We start from the raw sequence: 17,451 nt of genomic DNA, 5'->3' as shown, positions 1-17,451 counted from the left end.
GGGGGACCTTTTCGCTGAGGGGGCCTACCACCCGCAGGATACTACCGATGGGTGGTAGGGTGGGGGAGAGGGCCGGTGCCGCCTCAAAAATGCCCCTGCGGGCATTTTTCAAACGGACTCTCAGCCGGTGCCGCGAAATGCGGCGTAGCTGATTTTCAGACAATCAGGCGCCGGGCGGCGCCACCGATGCGCGGCGTACCAGGTCGGACAGGAACAGGGCCTGTCGCGACAGGGCATTGCCCGGCTCGATCAGCTTGTGCGCGGCGGCGGCGGCCATCGGCACGATCGGCCAGCGCACGGTGGTCAGCGGTGGCCAGATATGCGCGGCGATGGCGGTATCGTCGAAGCCGATGATCGAAAGCTGCGATGGCACGTCGATCCCGCGCTCACGCGCGGCGTGGAGCAGGCCGGCGGCCATCTCGTCGTTGCTGGAGAACACGGCGGTTGGGCGCGGTGAGGCGTCGAGCAGGCGCTGCCCGGCCTCATAGCCCGATTCGAACTTGTAATCGCCGCGCGTGGAAAGCGCCGGGTGGGGCGCGAGGCCGGCCTGTGCCAGCCCTTCGATGAAGCCCTGTTCGCGTTCATGGGCGGAGCGGAAGCCGGCGGGGCCGGCGATGAAGCCGATCTGCGTGTGGCCCAGGCTGCCCAGCCATGCCACCGCCTCGCGCACCGCCTGCCGGTCGTTCGAGGCGACCAGATGCGCCTCGTCGTCGAGCGGCGCGGAACCCATGCGCACCAGCGAGCAGCCCAGTTCGCGGCAGAGCGCGGCCAGTTCGTCATTCTCGGAAATCGGCGGCAGCAGCAGCACGCCATAGAGCCGCTGCTGTTCGATGAAGTGGCGGATATCGTCCAGCAGTTTGGGCGAATGGCGGTCCACAGGGCGCACCACCAGTGCAAATTCGGTGTCGCGGATGGTTTGCAGGATGCCTTCCTGCACCCCCAGCACCATCTGTGCGTTCGGGTTGTCGTGGATCAGGCCGATCAGGAAATTGCGCCGCAGCGCCAGCGCGCGCGCCTGCAGATTGGGCACGAAGCCCAGTTCCGCGATCACCGCCTCCACCTTTTCACGCGTGGTCTGGTTCAGCAGGGGCGATTTGTTGATGACGCGGCTGACGGTTTTCTTCGAAACGCCCGAAACGCGGGCGACATCGTTGATCGTGGGTTTGCCCGTGATTTGCCCCGAGGCTTGAGCATCGCGCTTGGATTCTTTCGGCATTCTCGCCCCTCTGGCCTCTCGCATGTTTGTTCTCAAGAGGCGCGGTTGACACCGACTTGCCTTCTGATCGTCGCAAAGGCAAGATGACACCGGTTTCCAAAACAGGGAAGCCCGGATAAACGGGCCAGCGATGACACAGGCAATTCCTCCCTCCATTCGTATTCATGCCGCCGACGATGTGGCCGTTGCCCTGCGTCCGCTGACCGCCGGGGAGCAGGCGGAAGGCGTGGTTCTGCAGGACGACGTGGCGCGCGGGCACAAGTTCGCGCTCCGCGCCATCGCAGCGGGCGAGGCAGTGGTGAAGTATGGCCAGCCGATCGGCCGCGCGACGCAGGCGATCGCGGCGGGCGAGCATGTCCATACGCACAATCTGGCAACGGCACTGGCGGGCGAACTGGCCTATTCGCCGCATCTCGGCGCGGCGGAAGTGCGGGCGGAAGCGGGCGCGGCCATGCCGACCTGGCGCGGCTACCTGCGCGCCGATGGCCGCGCGGCGACGCGTAACGAGATCTGGATCCTGCCCACGGTCGGCTGTGTTGGCATGACCGCCGAACAAGTCGCGCGCGAGGCGCAGGCGCGCCATGCCGATCTTATCTCGGCGGGCCGGATCGACGGTATCCACGCTTTCGCCCACCCGCATGGCTGCTCGCAATTGGGCGACGATCTGGACGGCACCCGTGCGGTGCTCGCCGGGCTGGCGGCCAGCCCGAACGCTGCGGGCGTGCTGTTGCTAGGCCTCGGCTGCGAATCGAACCAGCTCGATGCGCTGGTGGAGGCAGTGCCGGTCTGGGCACGATCGAAATTGAGGGCGCTGTCGAGCCAGAGCGCGGGCAATGAAATCGCGGAAGCGGGCGTGCTGGTCGACGAACTCGTGGCCGAAGCGGCGAAGGCCGAGCGAACGGAACTGCCGCTTTCGGCGCTGACCATCGGGCTGAAGTGCGGTGGGTCGGACGGCTTTTCGGGCCTTACCGCCAACCCGCTGCTGGGCCGTCTTTCGGAAACGATGGCGCGCGCCGGCGGCAAGGCGATCCTTACCGAAATTCCGGAGATTTTCGGCGCCGAACAGGCGCTGCTGGACCGGGCAACCTCCCGCGCGGTGTTCGATGCGGCGGCGGGGCTCGTGAACCGTTTCAAGCGCTATTACCTCGATCAGGGCCTGCCGGTTTCGGAGAATCCCTCACCGGGCAACCTTGCGGGCGGGATCACCACGCTGGAGGAAAAGTCGCTGGGCGCCGTGCAGAAGGCGGGGCATGCGCCGCTCTGCGACGTGATCAATTACGGCGGACAGGCCAGCGTGCCGGGCGTCACCCTGCTGGAAGCGCCGGGCAACGATGCCGTATCGTCCACCGCGCTGGCCGCTTCGGGCGCGACGCTGGTGCTGTTCACCACCGGGCGCGGCACGCCGCTGGGCTTTCCGGTGCCGACGATCAAGGTCGCCTCCAACCGCACTTTGGCCGAATCGAAGCCGCACTGGATCGATTTCGACGCCTCCATCGCGCTGGACGAAGGGCAGGGGGCGGCGGACGCGGCGTTCCTGGCCCGAATCCTTAGCTTTGCGAGCGGCGAGCAGACTGCCTCCGAACGGGCGGGCCAGCGCGCCATCGCCGTCTGGAAACGGGGCGTAACCCTTTGAGATCCTGCATCATGGCCAATTGCGTTTGCTTATGACACCGGTTTCCTATAGCGATCTGATCAACGAGATATTGGGGTAAGGGATGAGTTTGACCGAACAGGCGAAAACGATCGCGGGGGCATTCGTGACGGCGCGGCGAGAGAAGCGCGCGCTGGCGAGCTACCCCGGCGAAACGCCTTCAGACCTCGCCGCCGCCTACGCGATCCAGAATCTGGCGCTTGAGCTGGATGGGCGCGTGGTCGTCGGCTGGAAGGTGGGCAAGATCAATGCGCCGGACGATGCACGGCTGGGCGCCAACCGGCTTTCGGGGCCGATCTTTGCCGACAGCGTGATCGATGCGCCCAATGGCGAAGTGCCGGAAATGCCCGTCTTTGCCGAGGGCTTTGCGGCGGCGGAGGCGGAATTCCTCCTACACGTCGCGGCCGGGTGGAACGGCGAGGTTCCCACTGATGACGCGGGCACGCTGGCGGTGCTGGATGCCGTGCACATCGGTCTGGAAATCGCCAGTTCGCCCTATCCTGGCATCAATGCCGATGGGCCCACCGTCACCATTTCCGACTTCGGCAACAATGCCGGCATGGTGATCGGCCCGGTGCTGGAGGGCTGGCAGAGCGCGGACTTCGACGCGATCACCGTTCGCTTCGACATCGACGGCGCGATGGCGGGAGAGGCGACCACCGCCACAATGCTGGACGGGCCGCTGGGCGCGGTACGCTTCCTGCTGGGCAACCTTGCCGCGCGCGGGATCGATTGCAGGGGGGGGACGTGGGTCTCCACCGGGGCGGTAACTGGCGTCCATCCGGTCGTGCCGGGGCAGACGGTGGTGGCCTCCTTCGCAGAGCACGGTACGGTGCGTTGCACGATCGCGGCGGCGGTGCCCGCCTGAACAGACGAGACGATCCGGCAGGCCCGCAAAGGGCCGCCGGGAAAGGGAGCAGGGAAATGGATGCAGGCACCACAAGCATCGCGGGCGGGATCGGGAGCGATGTGAATCACGCCGTTCCCGCAGCCCCGGTGAAGTCCGGCCGTCATCGCTGGGTCGTCGTCGGGCTGCTGTTCGCGGCAACGGCGGTCAACTATATCGACCGGCAGATGATCGGCGTGCTCAAGCCGACGCTCGCCGGAGAGTTCGGCTGGACCGAGAGCGACTTCGCGGGAATCGTGTTCTGGTTCCAGCTGGCTTACGCCATCGGCTATCTCTCGTTCGGCAAAGTGGTGGACGTGCTGGGCGCGCGGTTGGGCTACACCATCGCCATCGTCATCTGGACCGTCAGCCATATGGCGCACGGCTTCGCCACCGGCGTCGCCAGCTTCGCGGCGGCCCGCTTTGGCCTTGGCATCGGCGAATCGGGCAACTTCCCCGCCGGCATCCGTGCCGTCACCGACTGGTTCCCCCAGAAGGAACGCGCCTTCGCCATCGGCCTGTTCAATGCCGGCGCGAACGTCGGCGCGATCATCACCCCGCTGCTGGTGCCGCTGCTGGTGCTGTGGTTCGACTGGCGCGCGGCCTTCTTCGTCACTGGCATTTTCGGCATTGCCTGGCTGGCGGCATGGTGGGCGATGTATCGTCACCCGCTGAAGCACGGCCGCGTCTCGGCAGAGGAACTGGCGTGGATCCAGCAGGACCCGGCCGACCCGGTGGAAAAGATCGGCTGGGGGCGCCTGCTGACGGTCAAGGAAACCTGGGCCTATGCTCTGGGCAAGTTCCTGATCGACCCGATCTGGTGGTTCTTCCTGTTCTGGCTGCCCGGCTATCTGTTCGAGCGCTACGACCTCGACCTCAAGACTTTCGGCCTGCCGCTGGCGGCGATCTATCTGATCTCCGACGTGGGCAGCGTGGCGGGCGGCTGGCTTTCATCCAAGCTGATCAAGTCGGGCCGCACGCCCAACTTCGCCCGCAAGGTGACGATGCTGATCAGCGCGCTCTGCGTCCTGCCGATCTGGTTCGCGCAATCGATCGACAGCGTCTGGATGGCAGTGCTGATCATCGGCCTGGCGACGGCCGCGCATCAGGCTTTTTCCGCCAATCTCTACACGCTGCCATCGGATATGTTCCCGCGCGGCGCGGTGGGGTCGGTGGTGGGCATCGGCGGCACCGTGGGCGCGCTGGGCGGCATGGGCATGGCGCTGTTCGCGGGCTACATCCTCGACGCCACGCATAGCTATCAGGTGCTCTTCGCGATTTGCGCGAGTGCCTATCTGCTGGCACTGGCGGTGGTCCACCTGCTGAGCCCCAAGCTGGGGCAGGCGCCGGTCTGACCGGAATGGCGGCGGGGGCCCTTAGTGGTCCCCGTCCTCCACCAGCATACGCAACCGTTCCAACCGGGCATCCCAATCTGCCGAGACCCGGTCCAGATAGTGCCGCACCGTCTCAAGCCGCTCCTGCCGCAATTGCCAGTGGCGATCGCGGCCGACGCGGAAGCTTTCCACCAGTCCCGCTTGCTCCAGCACCCGCAAGTGCTTGGTCAGACCCTGCCGCGATACTGCCAGTTCGGCGCTGTTCAGCCGCAGGGTCGAGAGCGGACCCTCCGCCCCCAGCCGCGTGACGATGGATAGCCGGCACATGTCGCCCAGCGCCGCGAAAACCGGGGCGGTGCCCTGCAGCTCTGCGCCGATCACGCTGCGCCCGGATCGGTTTGCAGCAGGTACTTGGCGATAAGGCGGGACTGATGCTCCCACCCACCGCTGTTGGCGTTGAAGGCATCCACCCGCCGGTCGGCCGGGATCTGCGCGAAGCCGGATTCGGTGATCGTCAGCCGAGTGCCGCCCTCCGCATCCCCCAGTTCGAAAGTCACGAGCGTCATCGGCTCATCGTCGTAGTTCCGCGCGGGATCGATGGCGAAGGGGTGCCAGCGGAACGCAAACAGCGTCATCGGCTCGATCCGCTCGATCCGGAACCGCGCGGGCTTGCCGCGATGCGGCTCCTGCATTTGCGCAACCTCGGGATCGACCTGCGTGGGCACGATCCTGCCGGTGGCGTCCTGCCCGGCGATGAAAGGCCCGTCGAATTCCATGCCGAACCATGCGCCGAAGCGGGTGGAATCGCAGATGGCGTTCCAAACGCGCTCGCGGCTGGCGCGCAGCACGACGGTCTTCTCGATGCGGTCTTGATCCATGGCCTGATCCATAAGCAATCTTCTGGTTGCTCCTTGGCTACCATGCGGCAGCGACAGGAGCAACCGATCGGTTGCGTATGGGGCTCAGTTCACATCCCAGACGATCGGCAGATTGCGGATCGAAAGCAGGCCGGGGAACACCGTGGTGTCCGCCCCCGGCTTCACCCGGAACGGCGGAATCCGCTTGAACCATTCCTCCAGCAGCACGCGCAATTCGCGCCGGGCAAGGTGGGCGCCCAGGCAGATGTGCACGCCGCCCACGAAAGTGAAGTGGCGGTTCGCCTTGCGTTCCGGATCGAACTCACGCGGGTTTTCGAAGCGGGCGGGGTCGAAATTGCCGGCGGGGTTGAGGCAGGAGAACGAATCGCCCTTGCGCACCTGAATCCCGTGCCACTCGAAATCCTTCGTTGCCGATCGGGCGCTGGACAGGATCGGCTGGGTGCGCAGGAATTCCTCGACCGCCGAATTGATAAGCTCCGGATGCTCGCGGATGCGCTGTTGCAGATCGGGCTGCAGCGCCATGCGGCGGAACATCTGGGCGATGGTGGCGGCCACGGTGTCCAGCCCGCCCAGCCAGAGGAACCAGACCATGCCGATCTTCTCGTCCTCGGTCGGCGCGCGGTCCCCGATCTTGCCGTGCACGATGGAGGAGACGAGATGCTCGTCGGGATTGGCCTCCTTCTCGGCGATGAAGGCGCGCAGGAAATCGAGCACGCCGCGCAGCGCCGCCTGCATCTTTTCCAGGCTGCCGGAATGAAGAATGTCCCACTCCCAATCGAGGAACTGGTCGAATTTCTCGTCCGGAAAGCCCATCAGGCCCATGAAGATCCGCACCGGAAACACCCGCGCGAAGTCCCAGGCCATGTCGACTTCGCCCTTCTTCTCGATGGCGCCGATCATCTCGTCCACCACCTTGCGGATACGCGGTTCCAGATCGCGCGTGATCCGCGCCGGGCTGAAATAGGGCATCAGGTAGAGCCGGTATTTCTGATGATCCGGCGGATCGATGGCGAGCGGGATCGACTTGAACGTCTCCCCGATCAGGCGCTGGAATTCCGCGGTGCCGGCGTTGGAAAAGTGGTCGTTGTCCGAATAGACGCGCTCGATATCCTCGTAATGCGTCACCACCCAGTTGCCGCGTCCCCGGCCGCTGATCGCGCCCAGGCCGTGCATGGCAGGCGGGTTGTAGAGCAGGCGCGGAATGTCATCCCCGGCCAGCCAGCCCATCGGCTCGTACGGGTCCACCAGATCGTTGGGCACGGTGCCCATCGCGAAGCCAAGGTCGACGATGCGGTCCTTCGGCACATTGTCCGGCGCATCGAAATTGACACGGATATCGTCGAGCGTCTGCATTTGTGGCATGATGTTCTCTCCCGAGGACATGGATGCCCGGACGCCCCCGTCGCGGCAAGGCGAAGTGAGACTGCTGTATCATAGCAGCGCGGGCCAAAGACCATTCATCGTCTCGGCGTTGGGCTCATCGATTGATTGCAGCCCCGTGGGTTGCGACATGAGTCCCCAATACGTTTTTGGGAGATACGGCCATGGCCGACGCAGACACCAAGGAAATGAAGGACTCGGCACGCAAGTACTGGTCCTCCGAAGGCTACACCAAGGGCGGCGTGATCCGTGAGGTGGACTACGCCACCCAGTCCGGCGGGCTCGACCCGTCGCTGGAAGGCATCAAGATCGTCGATACCGACACCCACCTCAGCGAACCGCCGACGCTGTTCACCGACCGCGCGCCGATCGGCCTGAAGAGCAAGATGCCGTTCGTGAAGCGCGATGCCGATGGCGTCGACCGCTGGTACATCGGCGATCGCAACTGCGGTTCGCTGGGCGGCAACGTGATCCGCAAGGACAACAACAAGCTGCTCGGCCGCCTTGCTTTCCCGACGCTGGAAGAAGCGCATCCGGGCGGTCACGAGATTGCCCCGCGCCTTCAGGCGATGGACGACATGGGCGTCTATGCGCAGATCTGCTTCCAGAACTCGGGCGTCACCCAGGCGGGCATGCTGATGACGCTGGGCGACGACGATCTGGCCGTCACCATCATGAAGACGTTCAACGATTTCAACGCCGACTACCAGCGTGAATCGGGTGAGCGTCTGTTCCCGATGGCGCACCTGCCGTTCTGGAACAAGGCGGAGATGGAGAAGGAAGCCCGTCGCTGCATCGACATGGGCCTGCGCGGCTTCGTGCTGCCCGACACGCCCGAGCGCGTGGGCGTGCCCAGCTTCAACCATGAATACTGGACGCCGTTCCTGGAGATGATCGACGCCGAAGGCATCTCGCTCAACTTCCACCTCAACGCCGCGATCGATCCGAACACGCTGACCTGGGAAGGCTTCCAGTTCGAACAGACGCTGTCGGTGGTCGCGACGATGTTCTCGATCGGCAACGCGGCGACGCTGGGCAACTGGATGGTCTCGGGCCGTCTGGACCGCCACCCGAACCTCAAGATCGGCCTGATCGAAAGCGGCATGGGCTGGGTGCCCTTCGCGGTGGAAGCGCTAGAGCACCAGTTCCAGGAAATGCTGCCCAGCAAGCGCAACGTGCTGAAGAAGCAGCCCTGGGACTACTTCCGCGATCACTTCATGTGCACCTTCTGGTTCGAGAAGATCGCGCCCAAGCTGCTGCTGGAAACCATCGGTGTGGGCAACGTGATGTTCGAAACCGACTTCCCGCATCCCACCTCGCTCTATCCGGGCGTGCAGGCGCACATCAAGGACGTGCTTGGCGGCTACGATTTCGCCACCAAGAAGAAGGTCCTGCAGGACAACGCAGTGCGGTTCTACAAGCTGCCGTTCTGATTTTCGGACTGATTTTCAAGAAAAAGGCCGGGGGCGGGTGACCGCTTCCCGGCCTTTTCTTTTGGGTGCGGCAGGGCTGGCGCAACGCCGCATCGTCGTCATGTGCTTCCGTAAGAATGCAAGGCATTCTCGTCGTCGTCGCGGGAAGGAGACACTTTCAGACAATTTGATGCGGGAACGGCAAAGCGCTGCGACATCCACCCGTCACAACGGCAGCATCGATTTCCTAGAGAACGGGGTGCACTGCCGATGATCCGCCTTTTGCCCGCTCTGGCCGCCGTGGCCGCTTCATCCTCGCTTGCTTACGGAATCGCCCCCAAGCCGTCGGAACCTGCACGCGAGACGCACCGCGCCGAGGCGCCGGCCGTTATCGGCAACGACAGACCGATTTTCCTCGGCCGTATGACCGTCACTGCAACGGCCCTGCCGTCGAATTGATGGAACGCTCCCAAGGGGGCGACCATTCGGTATTGCCTGCCTCACGCTGATCGGCGGTCTACCAAAGGTTCAATCTAAAAGCGAACAGTCGCCAGGCGCCCAGTTGCTGACATTACGGACGCCGAAAATTCAGTACCTGCTTTTCGCGCCTGATGGGAGATGTGAGATCCAGAGCAAGGATGTCGGCAATCCATCGCACAAGCTCAGGAATTATGACGGTCGTCGCGTGATGTTGAGCTTCCTGTGCCTGCTCTCTTGGAACCGACCCAGCCCGAACGTAGAGCCGCTCATGGGCAACATTAGGGTTTGGCGGCCAGAAATGCGCATCAAATAGCTGACCCGGGCTGCGAATGAGGTGCACGTCAATGTCGATGCCAGCCTCAGCCAAGGCACCTTCAAGGGCGGAGGGCCTCAACGGGTAACTATGCCCTTTTGGCAGTTTTGCGGTTTCCGAACGCATCGCGTCACAATGAATTTCAATTATTTATTTTGCAATGCCCACTCTCCCGACAAAACGGAATGGAAGGCTTTCTGCGTTTTAACCGGAAATCTGCTTTTCCGGACACGCCGACATTGCAGTCGTCAATCCATTGCCGCATGTCAGCGGTATGAGGCTGGTTTTTCTCATCATAGGCTTGATAGCGGGGCTAACTTTGCTGTTTGCTCTAGCTACGACCACCCTCATTTGGTCGTCTTCAGATACGAGTTACTGGGCCCAGTTGGGAACGGCATTCGCGCTTTTGATCGGCCTTTTTGTTATGCGAACGGTTTCAAAGATGTATCTGTTGGCCGCAACCGCGTTGGCTGCGTTAATCACAGCAGGCATGCCTTTAGAGAATCTCTCGTTTCGCATGGAGACAGGCGCTCAACCGATGCTCACCGTCTGGATGATGCGGTTCGTTCTTATTCTCGCGTATGTATGCGGTATTCGAAGCTACTCGCGTGCGAAAAGACAAGATTTCTCCAAAGCATCGCCTGATGGTGGGTAGGGCAGGTAACCACCCATCTCGGCCATACCAAGGGCCGAACGGTCGGTAAGCCCCCACCTCAAACCCCGTCATCCCCGCGAAGGCGGGGATCCCGCTTGCTTTAGCGCGCGTGGCGGAAAGAAAGCGGGGCCCCCGCCTTCGCGGGCGTGACGGAGTAAGGTTGCGCGAGGTGCAGACGACGCGCGATCAGCTCTTGATGAATTCCAGCAGATCGGCGTTGATCGTGTCCGCATGGGTGGTGTGCATGCCATGCGGGAAGCCGGCGCGGACCTTGATCGTTCCGTTGGGCAGCAGTTCCACCGACTTGCGCGAGGCATCGTCGATCGGCACGATCTGGTCGTCGTCGCCGTGCAGGCAGAGCGTCGGCACGGTGATCGCCTTCAGGTCCTCCGTCTGGTCGGTTTCGGAGAAGGCCTTGATCCCTTCGTAATGCGCCTTGGCGCTGCCGATCATGCCCTGCCGCCACCAGTTGTCGATGGCGCCCTGGATCACCGTCGCGCCGGGGCGGTTGAAGCCGTAGAACGGGCCGGCCGGCACATCGATGTAGAACTGCGCGCGATTGGCGGCGAGGGCGGCGCGGAAACCGTCGAACACCTCGATCGGCAGGCCGCCGGGGTTGTCGGGCGTCTTCAGCATCAGCGGCGGCACCGCGCTCATCAGCACCGCCTTCGCCACGCGCCCGGCCGGCTGGCCGTGCCGCGCGACATAGCGGGCGACTTCGCCGCCGCCGGTCGAATGGCCGATGTGCACGGCGTTCTTCAGGTCCAGATGCTCGACCACGGCAAAGGCATCGGCGGCGTAGTGGTCCATCGTGTGCCCCTCGCTCACTTGCGAGGATCGGCCGTGGCCGCGCCGGTCATGCGCCACCACACGGAAGCCTTGGCCCAGGAAGAACAGCATCTGCGCGTCCCAGTCGTCGGCCGAAAGCGGCCAGCCGTGATGGAACATGATCGGCGGGGCATCCTTCGGGCCCCAGTCCTTGAAGAAGATATCGACGCCGTCCTTGGTCGTGACGAAGCTCATGGCACGGTCCTTTCCATTGCGTTGGGGAGAGTGGAAATGGCACGGGGGCTCGAATATCGCCGCGTAAGTGGCAGCAACATCGAAGAATTCATGGCTTATGGGGCGACGGGCGAAAGCTAGTGAAGGTGCGGCGAGCTTGCAAGCGCAAGCGGGAAGGCGAACGCGACGGGGCGGGCGCTGCGCGCCGCAGGTCGTTGCGAAAAGCGGCGGTCAGACCAGCCCGAGCTTCGCCAGTTCGCGGGCGAGGGCCGGGGGCATCGCGTCCCCGGCGCTTTCCCCTTCACCCAGATCGCGCGGGGCGTCCTTCTCGGCCAGATAGCGCCAGCCCTGGTGGGCGCGCTTGGGCTGGGTGACCACCGGGATCAGCGCGGGGGCAAGCCGGATCCACCAGCGTCCGTCCTCCCGCTGTTCGAAGCCGAGGATCGGGGATCGCCCGATCAGCGCATGTTCGTAGATCCAGTAAAGCGACCCGCCCACCATCTCTTCCTGCCGCTTGGGCAGATAGCGCGTGGTGAGGCGTGCCTCGCCGATGTCGCCATGGCTTTCCAGCCATGCGCGAAGGTCCGCCGGGCTTTCGGCGGAGAAGGCGATCTTGGTCATGTGCACCGGCATGGCCGTTAGATAGGGTGCGGGGCGGGGAGAGGCCAGAGGCCTGTTGCCAAAACACTGGGCGAAGGCGGAAGGCCCCCGCCCCGCGTCGTCGGGAGCGGTATGCTTACAGTGTCAGCGCGACGCGGCCGTCGATCCGGCCATGGCGCAGATCGTCCAGCACGTCGTTGACGTCTTCCAGCGGCCGCGCGGCCACCTTGGCCTTCACTTTGCCTTGCGAGGCGAAGGCGATGGCCTCGTCCAGATCGTAGCGGGTGCCGACGATCGAACCGCGAATGGTGATGCGCTTCAGTACCACGTCGAAGATCGGCGTGGGGAAGTCGCCGGGGGGTAGGCCGATCAGGCTGACGGTGGCGCGGCGGCGGGCGCAAGCGATGGCCTGCGAAAAGGCGGCCGGGGAGACGGCAGTAACGATCACCCCATGCGCGCCGCCGCCGGTCTCCCGCTGGATCTTGGCGACCAGTTCGGGATCGGTGGCATCGAAGGCCAGTTCGGCGCCGAGGTCCTTGGTCAGCTTCAGCTTGGATTCGCCGATGTCGATGCCGATGACGTTCAGGCCCATGGCCTTGGCATATTGCACGGCCACGTGGCCCAACCCGCCGACGCCGGAGACGACCACCCACTGGCCGGGCCGCGCCTCGGTTTCCTTCAGGCCCTTGTACACGGTCACGCCGGCGCAAAGGATCGGCGCCATCGACACGAAATCCACATCTGCGGGCAGGCGGCCGACGAAGGGCGCGGCGGCGATCACGTATTCGGCATAGCCGCCGTTGACCGAGTAACCGGTGTTGGCCTGCTTTTCGCAGAGCGTTTCCCAGCCCGTCTCGCAATATTCGCATTCGCGGCAGGCATGGTGCAGCCAGGGCACGCCCACGGCGTCGCCCTCCTTGAGATCGGTGACGCCCGCGCCCAGCGCGACGACATGGCCCACGCCTTCATGCCCGGGGATCAGCGGCAGCGATGCCTTGACCGGCCAGTCGCCGTCGATGGCGTGAAGGTCGGTATGGCATACGCCGCTGGCCACCACTTTCACCAGCACTTCGCCGGGGCCGGGGGTGGGGATCGGCACTTCCTCGATGGTGAGCGGGGCGCGGTATTGGCGGGCGACGGCGGCGCGCATGGTCTGCATCGGATCTCTCCTCGATCTCGTTACCGCGAGGGGGGAGCTCGCGGGTGTTTCGGATGCCGGGCAGCTTCGTCGTGAGATGCGAAGATCGGGCCCGGACAGGCTGCGACCCATCCGCAAACAGTCTTAGGCCGCGCCGTAAAATCGAGGCAACAGGGCGCGCCGGTGCGGCACGCAGTCTATGCCGAAGGGTGTTTCATCCCTGCGACAGTTGGGTTTGCTTGAAAATCCGCGACACGCGGATTTTGCGGCACCGGCCCACTCCCCCACCTGACCACCCATCAGGATACGCTCGTGGGTGGTCGGCCCCCTCAGCGAAAAGGTCCCCCGGACCTTTTCGTGTTCTTCGGGACGGGAGTGGGCCGGTGCCGCTTCCGGACGTCAGTCCGGACAAATAAGCCGTTCAACGCTTTTCGTAGCGCGCCAGGCCCGGCCCCAGAACATTGGCGCCCAGCTTCACCGCATCGCCCGACCAGTCCGCCACGAAAGCGCTCTTGCGGTCCAAACCCGGTGCGAAGCGGGCATTGTTGCCGTCCACCACCAGCCCTTGCGAGGGGTGGTTGCGATGCTCTGCGGCGACGGCGATGAAGGCGGAGTAGTTCTCCTTGTCGCGCCCCTGCACGAACCAGTTGTTGACGATGCGCCCGGTGGCGCCGTCGGCAAGGTCGATCATGTAATTGGTGCCGCGCCCGGCCGAATCGTCGAAGCTGCAGTCGCTCACTTCGATCCGGGCGGCGCGGCTCTTGAGGTAGTGGCCGCCGGTGCCCGCCTCGAACCGGCTGCGGGTGACGGTGAGGCTGCCGTAGTTGCCGACATAGATCGAATGCGCGCAGCCCGAACCCTCGCACGTGCCAAGGCGGCTGAAGGTGGACTTGTCGATGGTGATCGTGCCCTGCTGGTCGTCGCCGGTCAGCAGCCCCTGCTCGCTGTCGCGGAACCACGCCTGCGATACGGTGAGACTGCCGTGTTCCAGGCGGATGCCCGCGCCGTTCTTGTCGCCCACGCGGATGTTGGCGAAGACCATGCCGTCCACATGCGCGCCGCGCCCGCGCAGCACCAGCGCTGCCTTGTCCTCACAAGCGACACCGTCGAGGATCGACTGGCCGGCGACGGCGGCCTGATAAGTGATCTCGCCCTTGTTCTGCACGGCGCAGTCGGCAAAGCGCATCGAGGCGAAGCGGATCGTGCCGCGTCCATCGCCGATGGCATCCACCGCGTCCTGAAGCCGCACATAGCTGCGCCCGCTCTCGACCACCATGTAGGGCGCGGTGGCGCTCTGCGCCTGCGAGAGCGCGGCGGGCAGGGCGATGAGGGGCAGGGCGATGAGCGCGATTCGGGCGATACGGTTCATGGCGGCGAGCCTAGCGAATTGCGCGAAGCTTGGCGCAAGTCACTTTAACAGCGTCTCTTTGCGGGACAGGATGGCGGGTTATCCGGTTGGAGGCGCCGACGGTTTGCCCTCGTTCGCGCCGTCTTCGCCGAACACCCATTCGGCAAACACAGGGTGCAGATCGCGACCGCTTGCAGCTTCCATCGCGCGCTCCAGGTCGATGCTCGTCACCGTCCCGCCTGCATGGGCGCGGCTGTATCGACGCAGGCCGGCCCAAAAGGCTTTTTCGCCCAACATGTCACGCAAGTGCGCCATGAACAGCGCGCCTTTACTGTACTGAACCGCGCGGCGCGTGCCCAAGGAGGAGTAGCGGCCTTGCCATGCCAGCGGCTTGTCGAAGCCTTTTGCCCGGGCCGTGCCGAGCCGATCCCGCGCGATGTCGAGTTCGGCCTCATAGGCGGCGCGGTTGTAGCGGTGCTCCTTCCACGCGGCGGTCATGAAAGTGGTAATGCCTTCGTTGAGCCAGAAATCCCTGAGTGTCGCGCACGTGATCAGGTTGCCCCACCATTGGTGGCTGAGTTCATGAACGATGGCCCAGTCCTCGGCCGGATCGCCGTCTTTCGCCGGCAGCGCATCGATGCCGAGGACGGAGTAGGTTGCCGCTTCCTGCGCTTCGTCGCCCGCGACCAGAAGCTGGCTATATCCATCGGCAGGAAGCGGCACGCCAGCCTTTTCGGAAAGGAAGGCGGCCATCGCGGCGGTTTCGCCGAAGCGACGGTTCAGCGTTGCCTTATCGGCGACATCGCTCAGGTAGGTGAGGCGTGCGGATCCGGCCTTGGCGTCGACACGCTCAAACCGTCCCACTGCGAAGCCAAGGAGATAGGCCGAATAGGGGCGCGCCGCTTTCCAGCTATGAATTTCGCTGCCCTCGGGCCCGGGGCCCTTGCCGATCAGCTTGCCGACCGACAGCGTTTCCATCCCGGCAGGAACACGCAAGTCGATCGAAACGGCGGCCTTGTCGCCAAATTGGTCTTGTGCGCAGATCATCCAGTCGCAGGCGAAGTAGCTGGTGTAGAGCAGACGGGGCGATCCGGCGAAACCGCGTGCGGGACGGCCGTGATAGGACAGTTCCAGAGTTACGGCTCGGCGGCGGCCAAGCGGCTTTGGGAGATCTAAGTCCAGCACATTGTCGTGCAAGGCAGGGGCCAGAGGGACCCCGTCCAGCGTCGCGCTGTCGATACTGAGGGCATTGCCGGAAAAGCGCAGGCGCTGAAGATCGTCGCGGTTCGCGCGTAGCGTGATCGTCTCGCGGCCGGCAATCGTCTTGTTCTGAATGTCGGGGGTTAGCGCAAGGCTGTAGCGGATCACCTCGAAGCCTTCGCCGGGCATGCTTTCGGCCTGCACGGGATAGGCGCAAAGGGCCAGCGTAAGCCCGGCAAAGCACAAAAGCGGTCTTCGGCGGATCATTCCTAAACCCCGAATCCGCCGTTCAATCCTTCCGCCCCCAGCGCCATTTCCATCCCCCGCGCGTGCGACGGGCAACGACGACCAGAAACAGTCCGCTCGCCAGCAGGAACAGCACGAAGGCGCCGGTCCGGCCGCCGGTCGTGCCCGTGTGGTTCAGCAGGCTGATCCCCGCGAGCGCGGCGATATAGCCCGCGACGACAAGCCAGCCCTGCCACGCGATCGGTAGACCGGCGCCATAGCCGTTGCGTTTGGGCGCGAACCAGGCGCCGTCGTCGATCGAATGGGGAGTCTTCTCGGTCATGCTTCGTCCTCCTGCTTCGGCGGGCGGCCGCGTCTCGCGGGTTCGCTGGCCGCCACTTTCACCCCGCGCCGGGCCAGCGCCTCGCGCAGCAGCACTTCCACTTGTGCGTTGACCGAGCGGAAATCGGCCGCCGCGCAGCGTTCGAGCGCGGCGTAGAGCGCCGGATCGATCCGCAGCGGGAATGCCTTCTTGCCCGGACTAGCCATGGATGGCGGCCACGTTCACGCCTATTGGTACAGCGTGCCGGTATTCACCACCGGCTGGGTGTCGCGTTCGCCGCAGAGCACGACCATCAGGTTGGAAACCATCGCCGCGCGGCGCTCGTCATCCAGTTCCACCACGTTCTTTTCGGACAGCTGGGCCAGCGCCATCTCCACCATGGAGACCGCGCCTTCCACCAGCTTGCGCCGCGCGCCGATCACCGCCTCGGCTTGCTGGCGGCGCAGCATGGCCCCGGCGATTTCCGGCGCGTAGGCCAGATGGGTAAGGCCGCATTCGTCCACGGTCAGGCCCGCCACGCGCAGGCGTTCGATCAGTTCGGCGCGCAGCTGCGCATTCACTTCGTCATGGCTGCCGCGCAGGGTGATCTCGGCATCCTCGACATCGTCATAGGCATAGCGCGATCCGATCGAGCGCACCGCCGCCTCGATCTGCACGTTCACGAAGGCGCGGTAATCGTCCACGTCGTAGAGCGCCTGCGCGGTGTCCGCCACGCGCCAGACCACATTGGTGGCGATCTCGATCGGATTGCCGCGCAAGTCGTTCACTTTCAGCTTTTCGGACACGACATTGTTGGCGCGCACGGAAATCTTGCGCTTGGCCATCCACGGCCAGGTCCAGCGCAGGCCGGCATTGCGGTCCGTGCCGCGGTACGATCCGAACAGAGTGACGGCCACGGCCTGATTCGGCTGGATCATGAAGAAGCCCGACGCGATCAGCACTTCGCAGACCACGGCAGGCAGGATGAACCCCAGAAAGGCGAGCACGGTGCCGCCGCCGGGATTGCCGCTGGCCAGTGTGATCACGCTGAACACGATGGCGGCCAGCAGCACCAGAAACACGCCCAGCATCAGATAGCCGCTGGTGCTGCCGGCCGCGCTCTCGCGGCTGGCATTGATGGGAAGATGCGACTCGGACATCGGCGGCTCGCTCCATTTAATTTGATATCACTTTAATATCGAATTCATGTGCGGGGTCAACCTGCCGAATTTCCTCCATTTCTCGCCGTCGGTTGGCCACGCGGCGGGCGTGACGGCGGCGGCGGACGGACGCAGAGGCGGGCCGAATGGTCAAAAGCATACGTATCCGGGGTTGAAATCGGATCGATTCGCTCATATTGGGTCCGTGCGGGCCGGGCCCCTCTGGCGCGGCGCCTCATAACAGGCGCCAC

17 protein-coding genes are annotated in these 17,451 nt (G+C 64.6%); 5 read left to right on the top strand and 12 right to left on the bottom strand.

What is annotated here, in order from left to right; translation table 11 throughout:
- Positions 1-163: 163 nt before the first annotated feature.
- A complete protein-coding gene (locus ACZ1JV_RS24245; protein ID WP_465137259.1) occupies positions 164-1,216 on the bottom strand; it encodes a LacI family DNA-binding transcriptional regulator in 1,053 nt (350 codons plus the stop codon).
- Between the two features lie 130 nt (positions 1,217-1,346).
- On the opposite strand from ACZ1JV_RS24245, the gene ACZ1JV_RS24240 reads away from it, so the two are divergent.
- The 3 genes from ACZ1JV_RS24240 to ACZ1JV_RS24230 all read left to right on the top strand — a co-directional run bounded on the left by ACZ1JV_RS24240 (position 1,347) and on the right by ACZ1JV_RS24230 (position 5,108).
- Entirely contained in the window at positions 1,347-2,849 is a 1,503-nt protein-coding gene (locus ACZ1JV_RS24240; RefSeq protein ID WP_465150871.1) for a UxaA family hydrolase, read from the top strand.
- Positions 2,850-2,931: 82 nt separating this feature from the next.
- On the top strand, positions 2,932-3,735 hold the full coding sequence (locus ACZ1JV_RS24235; RefSeq protein ID WP_465150870.1) for a 2-keto-4-pentenoate hydratase: 804 nt from the start codon (positions 2,932-2,934) through the stop codon (positions 3,733-3,735).
- Positions 3,736-3,791: 56 nt separating this feature from the next.
- A complete protein-coding gene (locus ACZ1JV_RS24230; RefSeq protein WP_465150869.1) occupies positions 3,792-5,108 on the top strand; it encodes an MFS transporter in 1,317 nt (438 codons plus the stop codon).
- A 21-nt stretch (positions 5,109-5,129) separates the two neighbouring features.
- Here ACZ1JV_RS24230 and ACZ1JV_RS24225 read toward each other — a convergent pair whose 3' ends face one another.
- The 3 genes from ACZ1JV_RS24225 to ACZ1JV_RS24215 all read right to left on the bottom strand — a co-directional run bounded on the left by ACZ1JV_RS24225 (position 5,130) and on the right by ACZ1JV_RS24215 (position 7,327).
- Positions 5,130-5,468 (bottom strand): ArsR/SmtB family transcription factor, encoded by a 339-nt coding sequence (locus ACZ1JV_RS24225; RefSeq protein ID WP_465150868.1) that lies wholly within the window; start codon positions 5,466-5,468, stop codon positions 5,130-5,132.
- Positions 5,465-5,965, bottom strand: a complete 501-nt coding sequence (locus ACZ1JV_RS24220) for an SRPBCC family protein (protein ID WP_465150867.1) — start codon at positions 5,963-5,965, stop codon at positions 5,465-5,467. The genes ACZ1JV_RS24225 and ACZ1JV_RS24220 overlap by 4 nt, the downstream gene beginning before the upstream one ends.
- Before the next feature lie 84 nt (positions 5,966-6,049).
- A complete protein-coding gene (locus ACZ1JV_RS24215; RefSeq protein ID WP_465150866.1) occupies positions 6,050-7,327 on the bottom strand; it encodes a cytochrome P450 in 1,278 nt (425 codons plus the stop codon).
- Between the two features lie 182 nt (positions 7,328-7,509).
- On the opposite strand from ACZ1JV_RS24215, the gene ACZ1JV_RS24210 reads away from it, so the two are divergent.
- Positions 7,510-8,778, top strand: coding sequence for an amidohydrolase family protein (locus tag ACZ1JV_RS24210; RefSeq protein WP_395393372.1), 1,269 nt, complete (start codon positions 7,510-7,512; stop codon positions 8,776-8,778).
- Positions 8,779-9,027: 249 nt separating this feature from the next.
- Positions 9,028-9,216, top strand: coding sequence for a hypothetical protein (locus ACZ1JV_RS24205; RefSeq protein WP_465150865.1), 189 nt, complete (start codon positions 9,028-9,030; stop codon positions 9,214-9,216).
- A gap of 1,175 nt (positions 9,217-10,391) precedes the next feature.
- On the opposite strand, the gene ACZ1JV_RS24200 is transcribed toward ACZ1JV_RS24205, so the two are convergent.
- The 8 genes from ACZ1JV_RS24200 to ACZ1JV_RS24165 all read right to left on the bottom strand — a co-directional run bounded on the left by ACZ1JV_RS24200 (position 10,392) and on the right by ACZ1JV_RS24165 (position 17,200).
- Positions 10,392-11,228: an alpha/beta fold hydrolase gene (locus ACZ1JV_RS24200; protein WP_465150864.1), complete on the bottom strand. Its 837-nt coding sequence runs from the start codon at positions 11,226-11,228 to the stop codon at positions 10,392-10,394.
- Between the two features lie 210 nt (positions 11,229-11,438).
- Positions 11,439-11,840 carry a DUF1489 family protein gene (locus ACZ1JV_RS24195; protein ID WP_465150863.1) on the bottom strand — a complete coding sequence of 134 codons (402 nt, stop codon included), beginning with the start codon at positions 11,838-11,840 and terminating at the stop codon, positions 11,439-11,441.
- 103 nt (positions 11,841-11,943) lie between these two features.
- Positions 11,944-12,966: a zinc-dependent alcohol dehydrogenase gene (locus tag ACZ1JV_RS24190; protein ID WP_465150862.1), complete on the bottom strand. Its 1,023-nt coding sequence runs from the start codon at positions 12,964-12,966 to the stop codon at positions 11,944-11,946.
- A 400-nt stretch (positions 12,967-13,366) separates the two neighbouring features.
- On the bottom strand, positions 13,367-14,314 hold the full coding sequence (locus ACZ1JV_RS24185; protein WP_465150861.1) for a right-handed parallel beta-helix repeat-containing protein: 948 nt from the start codon (positions 14,312-14,314) through the stop codon (positions 13,367-13,369).
- Positions 14,315-14,392: 78 nt separating this feature from the next.
- The gene (locus tag ACZ1JV_RS24180) at positions 14,393-15,760 is read right to left on the bottom strand and encodes a M1 family metallopeptidase (RefSeq protein WP_465150860.1); all 1,368 of its coding nucleotides are present in this window, start codon (positions 15,758-15,760) and stop codon (positions 14,393-14,395) included.
- A 22-nt stretch (positions 15,761-15,782) separates the two neighbouring features.
- Complete coding sequence (locus tag ACZ1JV_RS24175) at positions 15,783-16,061, bottom strand: hypothetical protein (RefSeq protein WP_465150859.1); 279 nt, start codon at positions 16,059-16,061, stop codon at positions 15,783-15,785.
- Positions 16,058-16,267 (bottom strand): type II toxin-antitoxin system antitoxin, encoded by a 210-nt coding sequence (locus ACZ1JV_RS24170; protein WP_465150858.1) that lies wholly within the window; start codon positions 16,265-16,267, stop codon positions 16,058-16,060. Before ACZ1JV_RS24170 ends, ACZ1JV_RS24175 begins: the two co-directional genes overlap by 4 nt.
- A gap of 21 nt (positions 16,268-16,288) precedes the next feature.
- Positions 16,289-17,200: an SPFH domain-containing protein gene (locus ACZ1JV_RS24165; protein ID WP_465150857.1), complete on the bottom strand. Its 912-nt coding sequence runs from the start codon at positions 17,198-17,200 to the stop codon at positions 16,289-16,291.
- Positions 17,201-17,451: the final 251 nt, after the last annotated feature.

Source organism: Novosphingobium sp. BL-S-19 (assembly GCF_055521675.1).
Note: the sequence above shows the minus strand (reverse complement) of the source record. Positions and strands in the feature narration are given on the sequence as shown.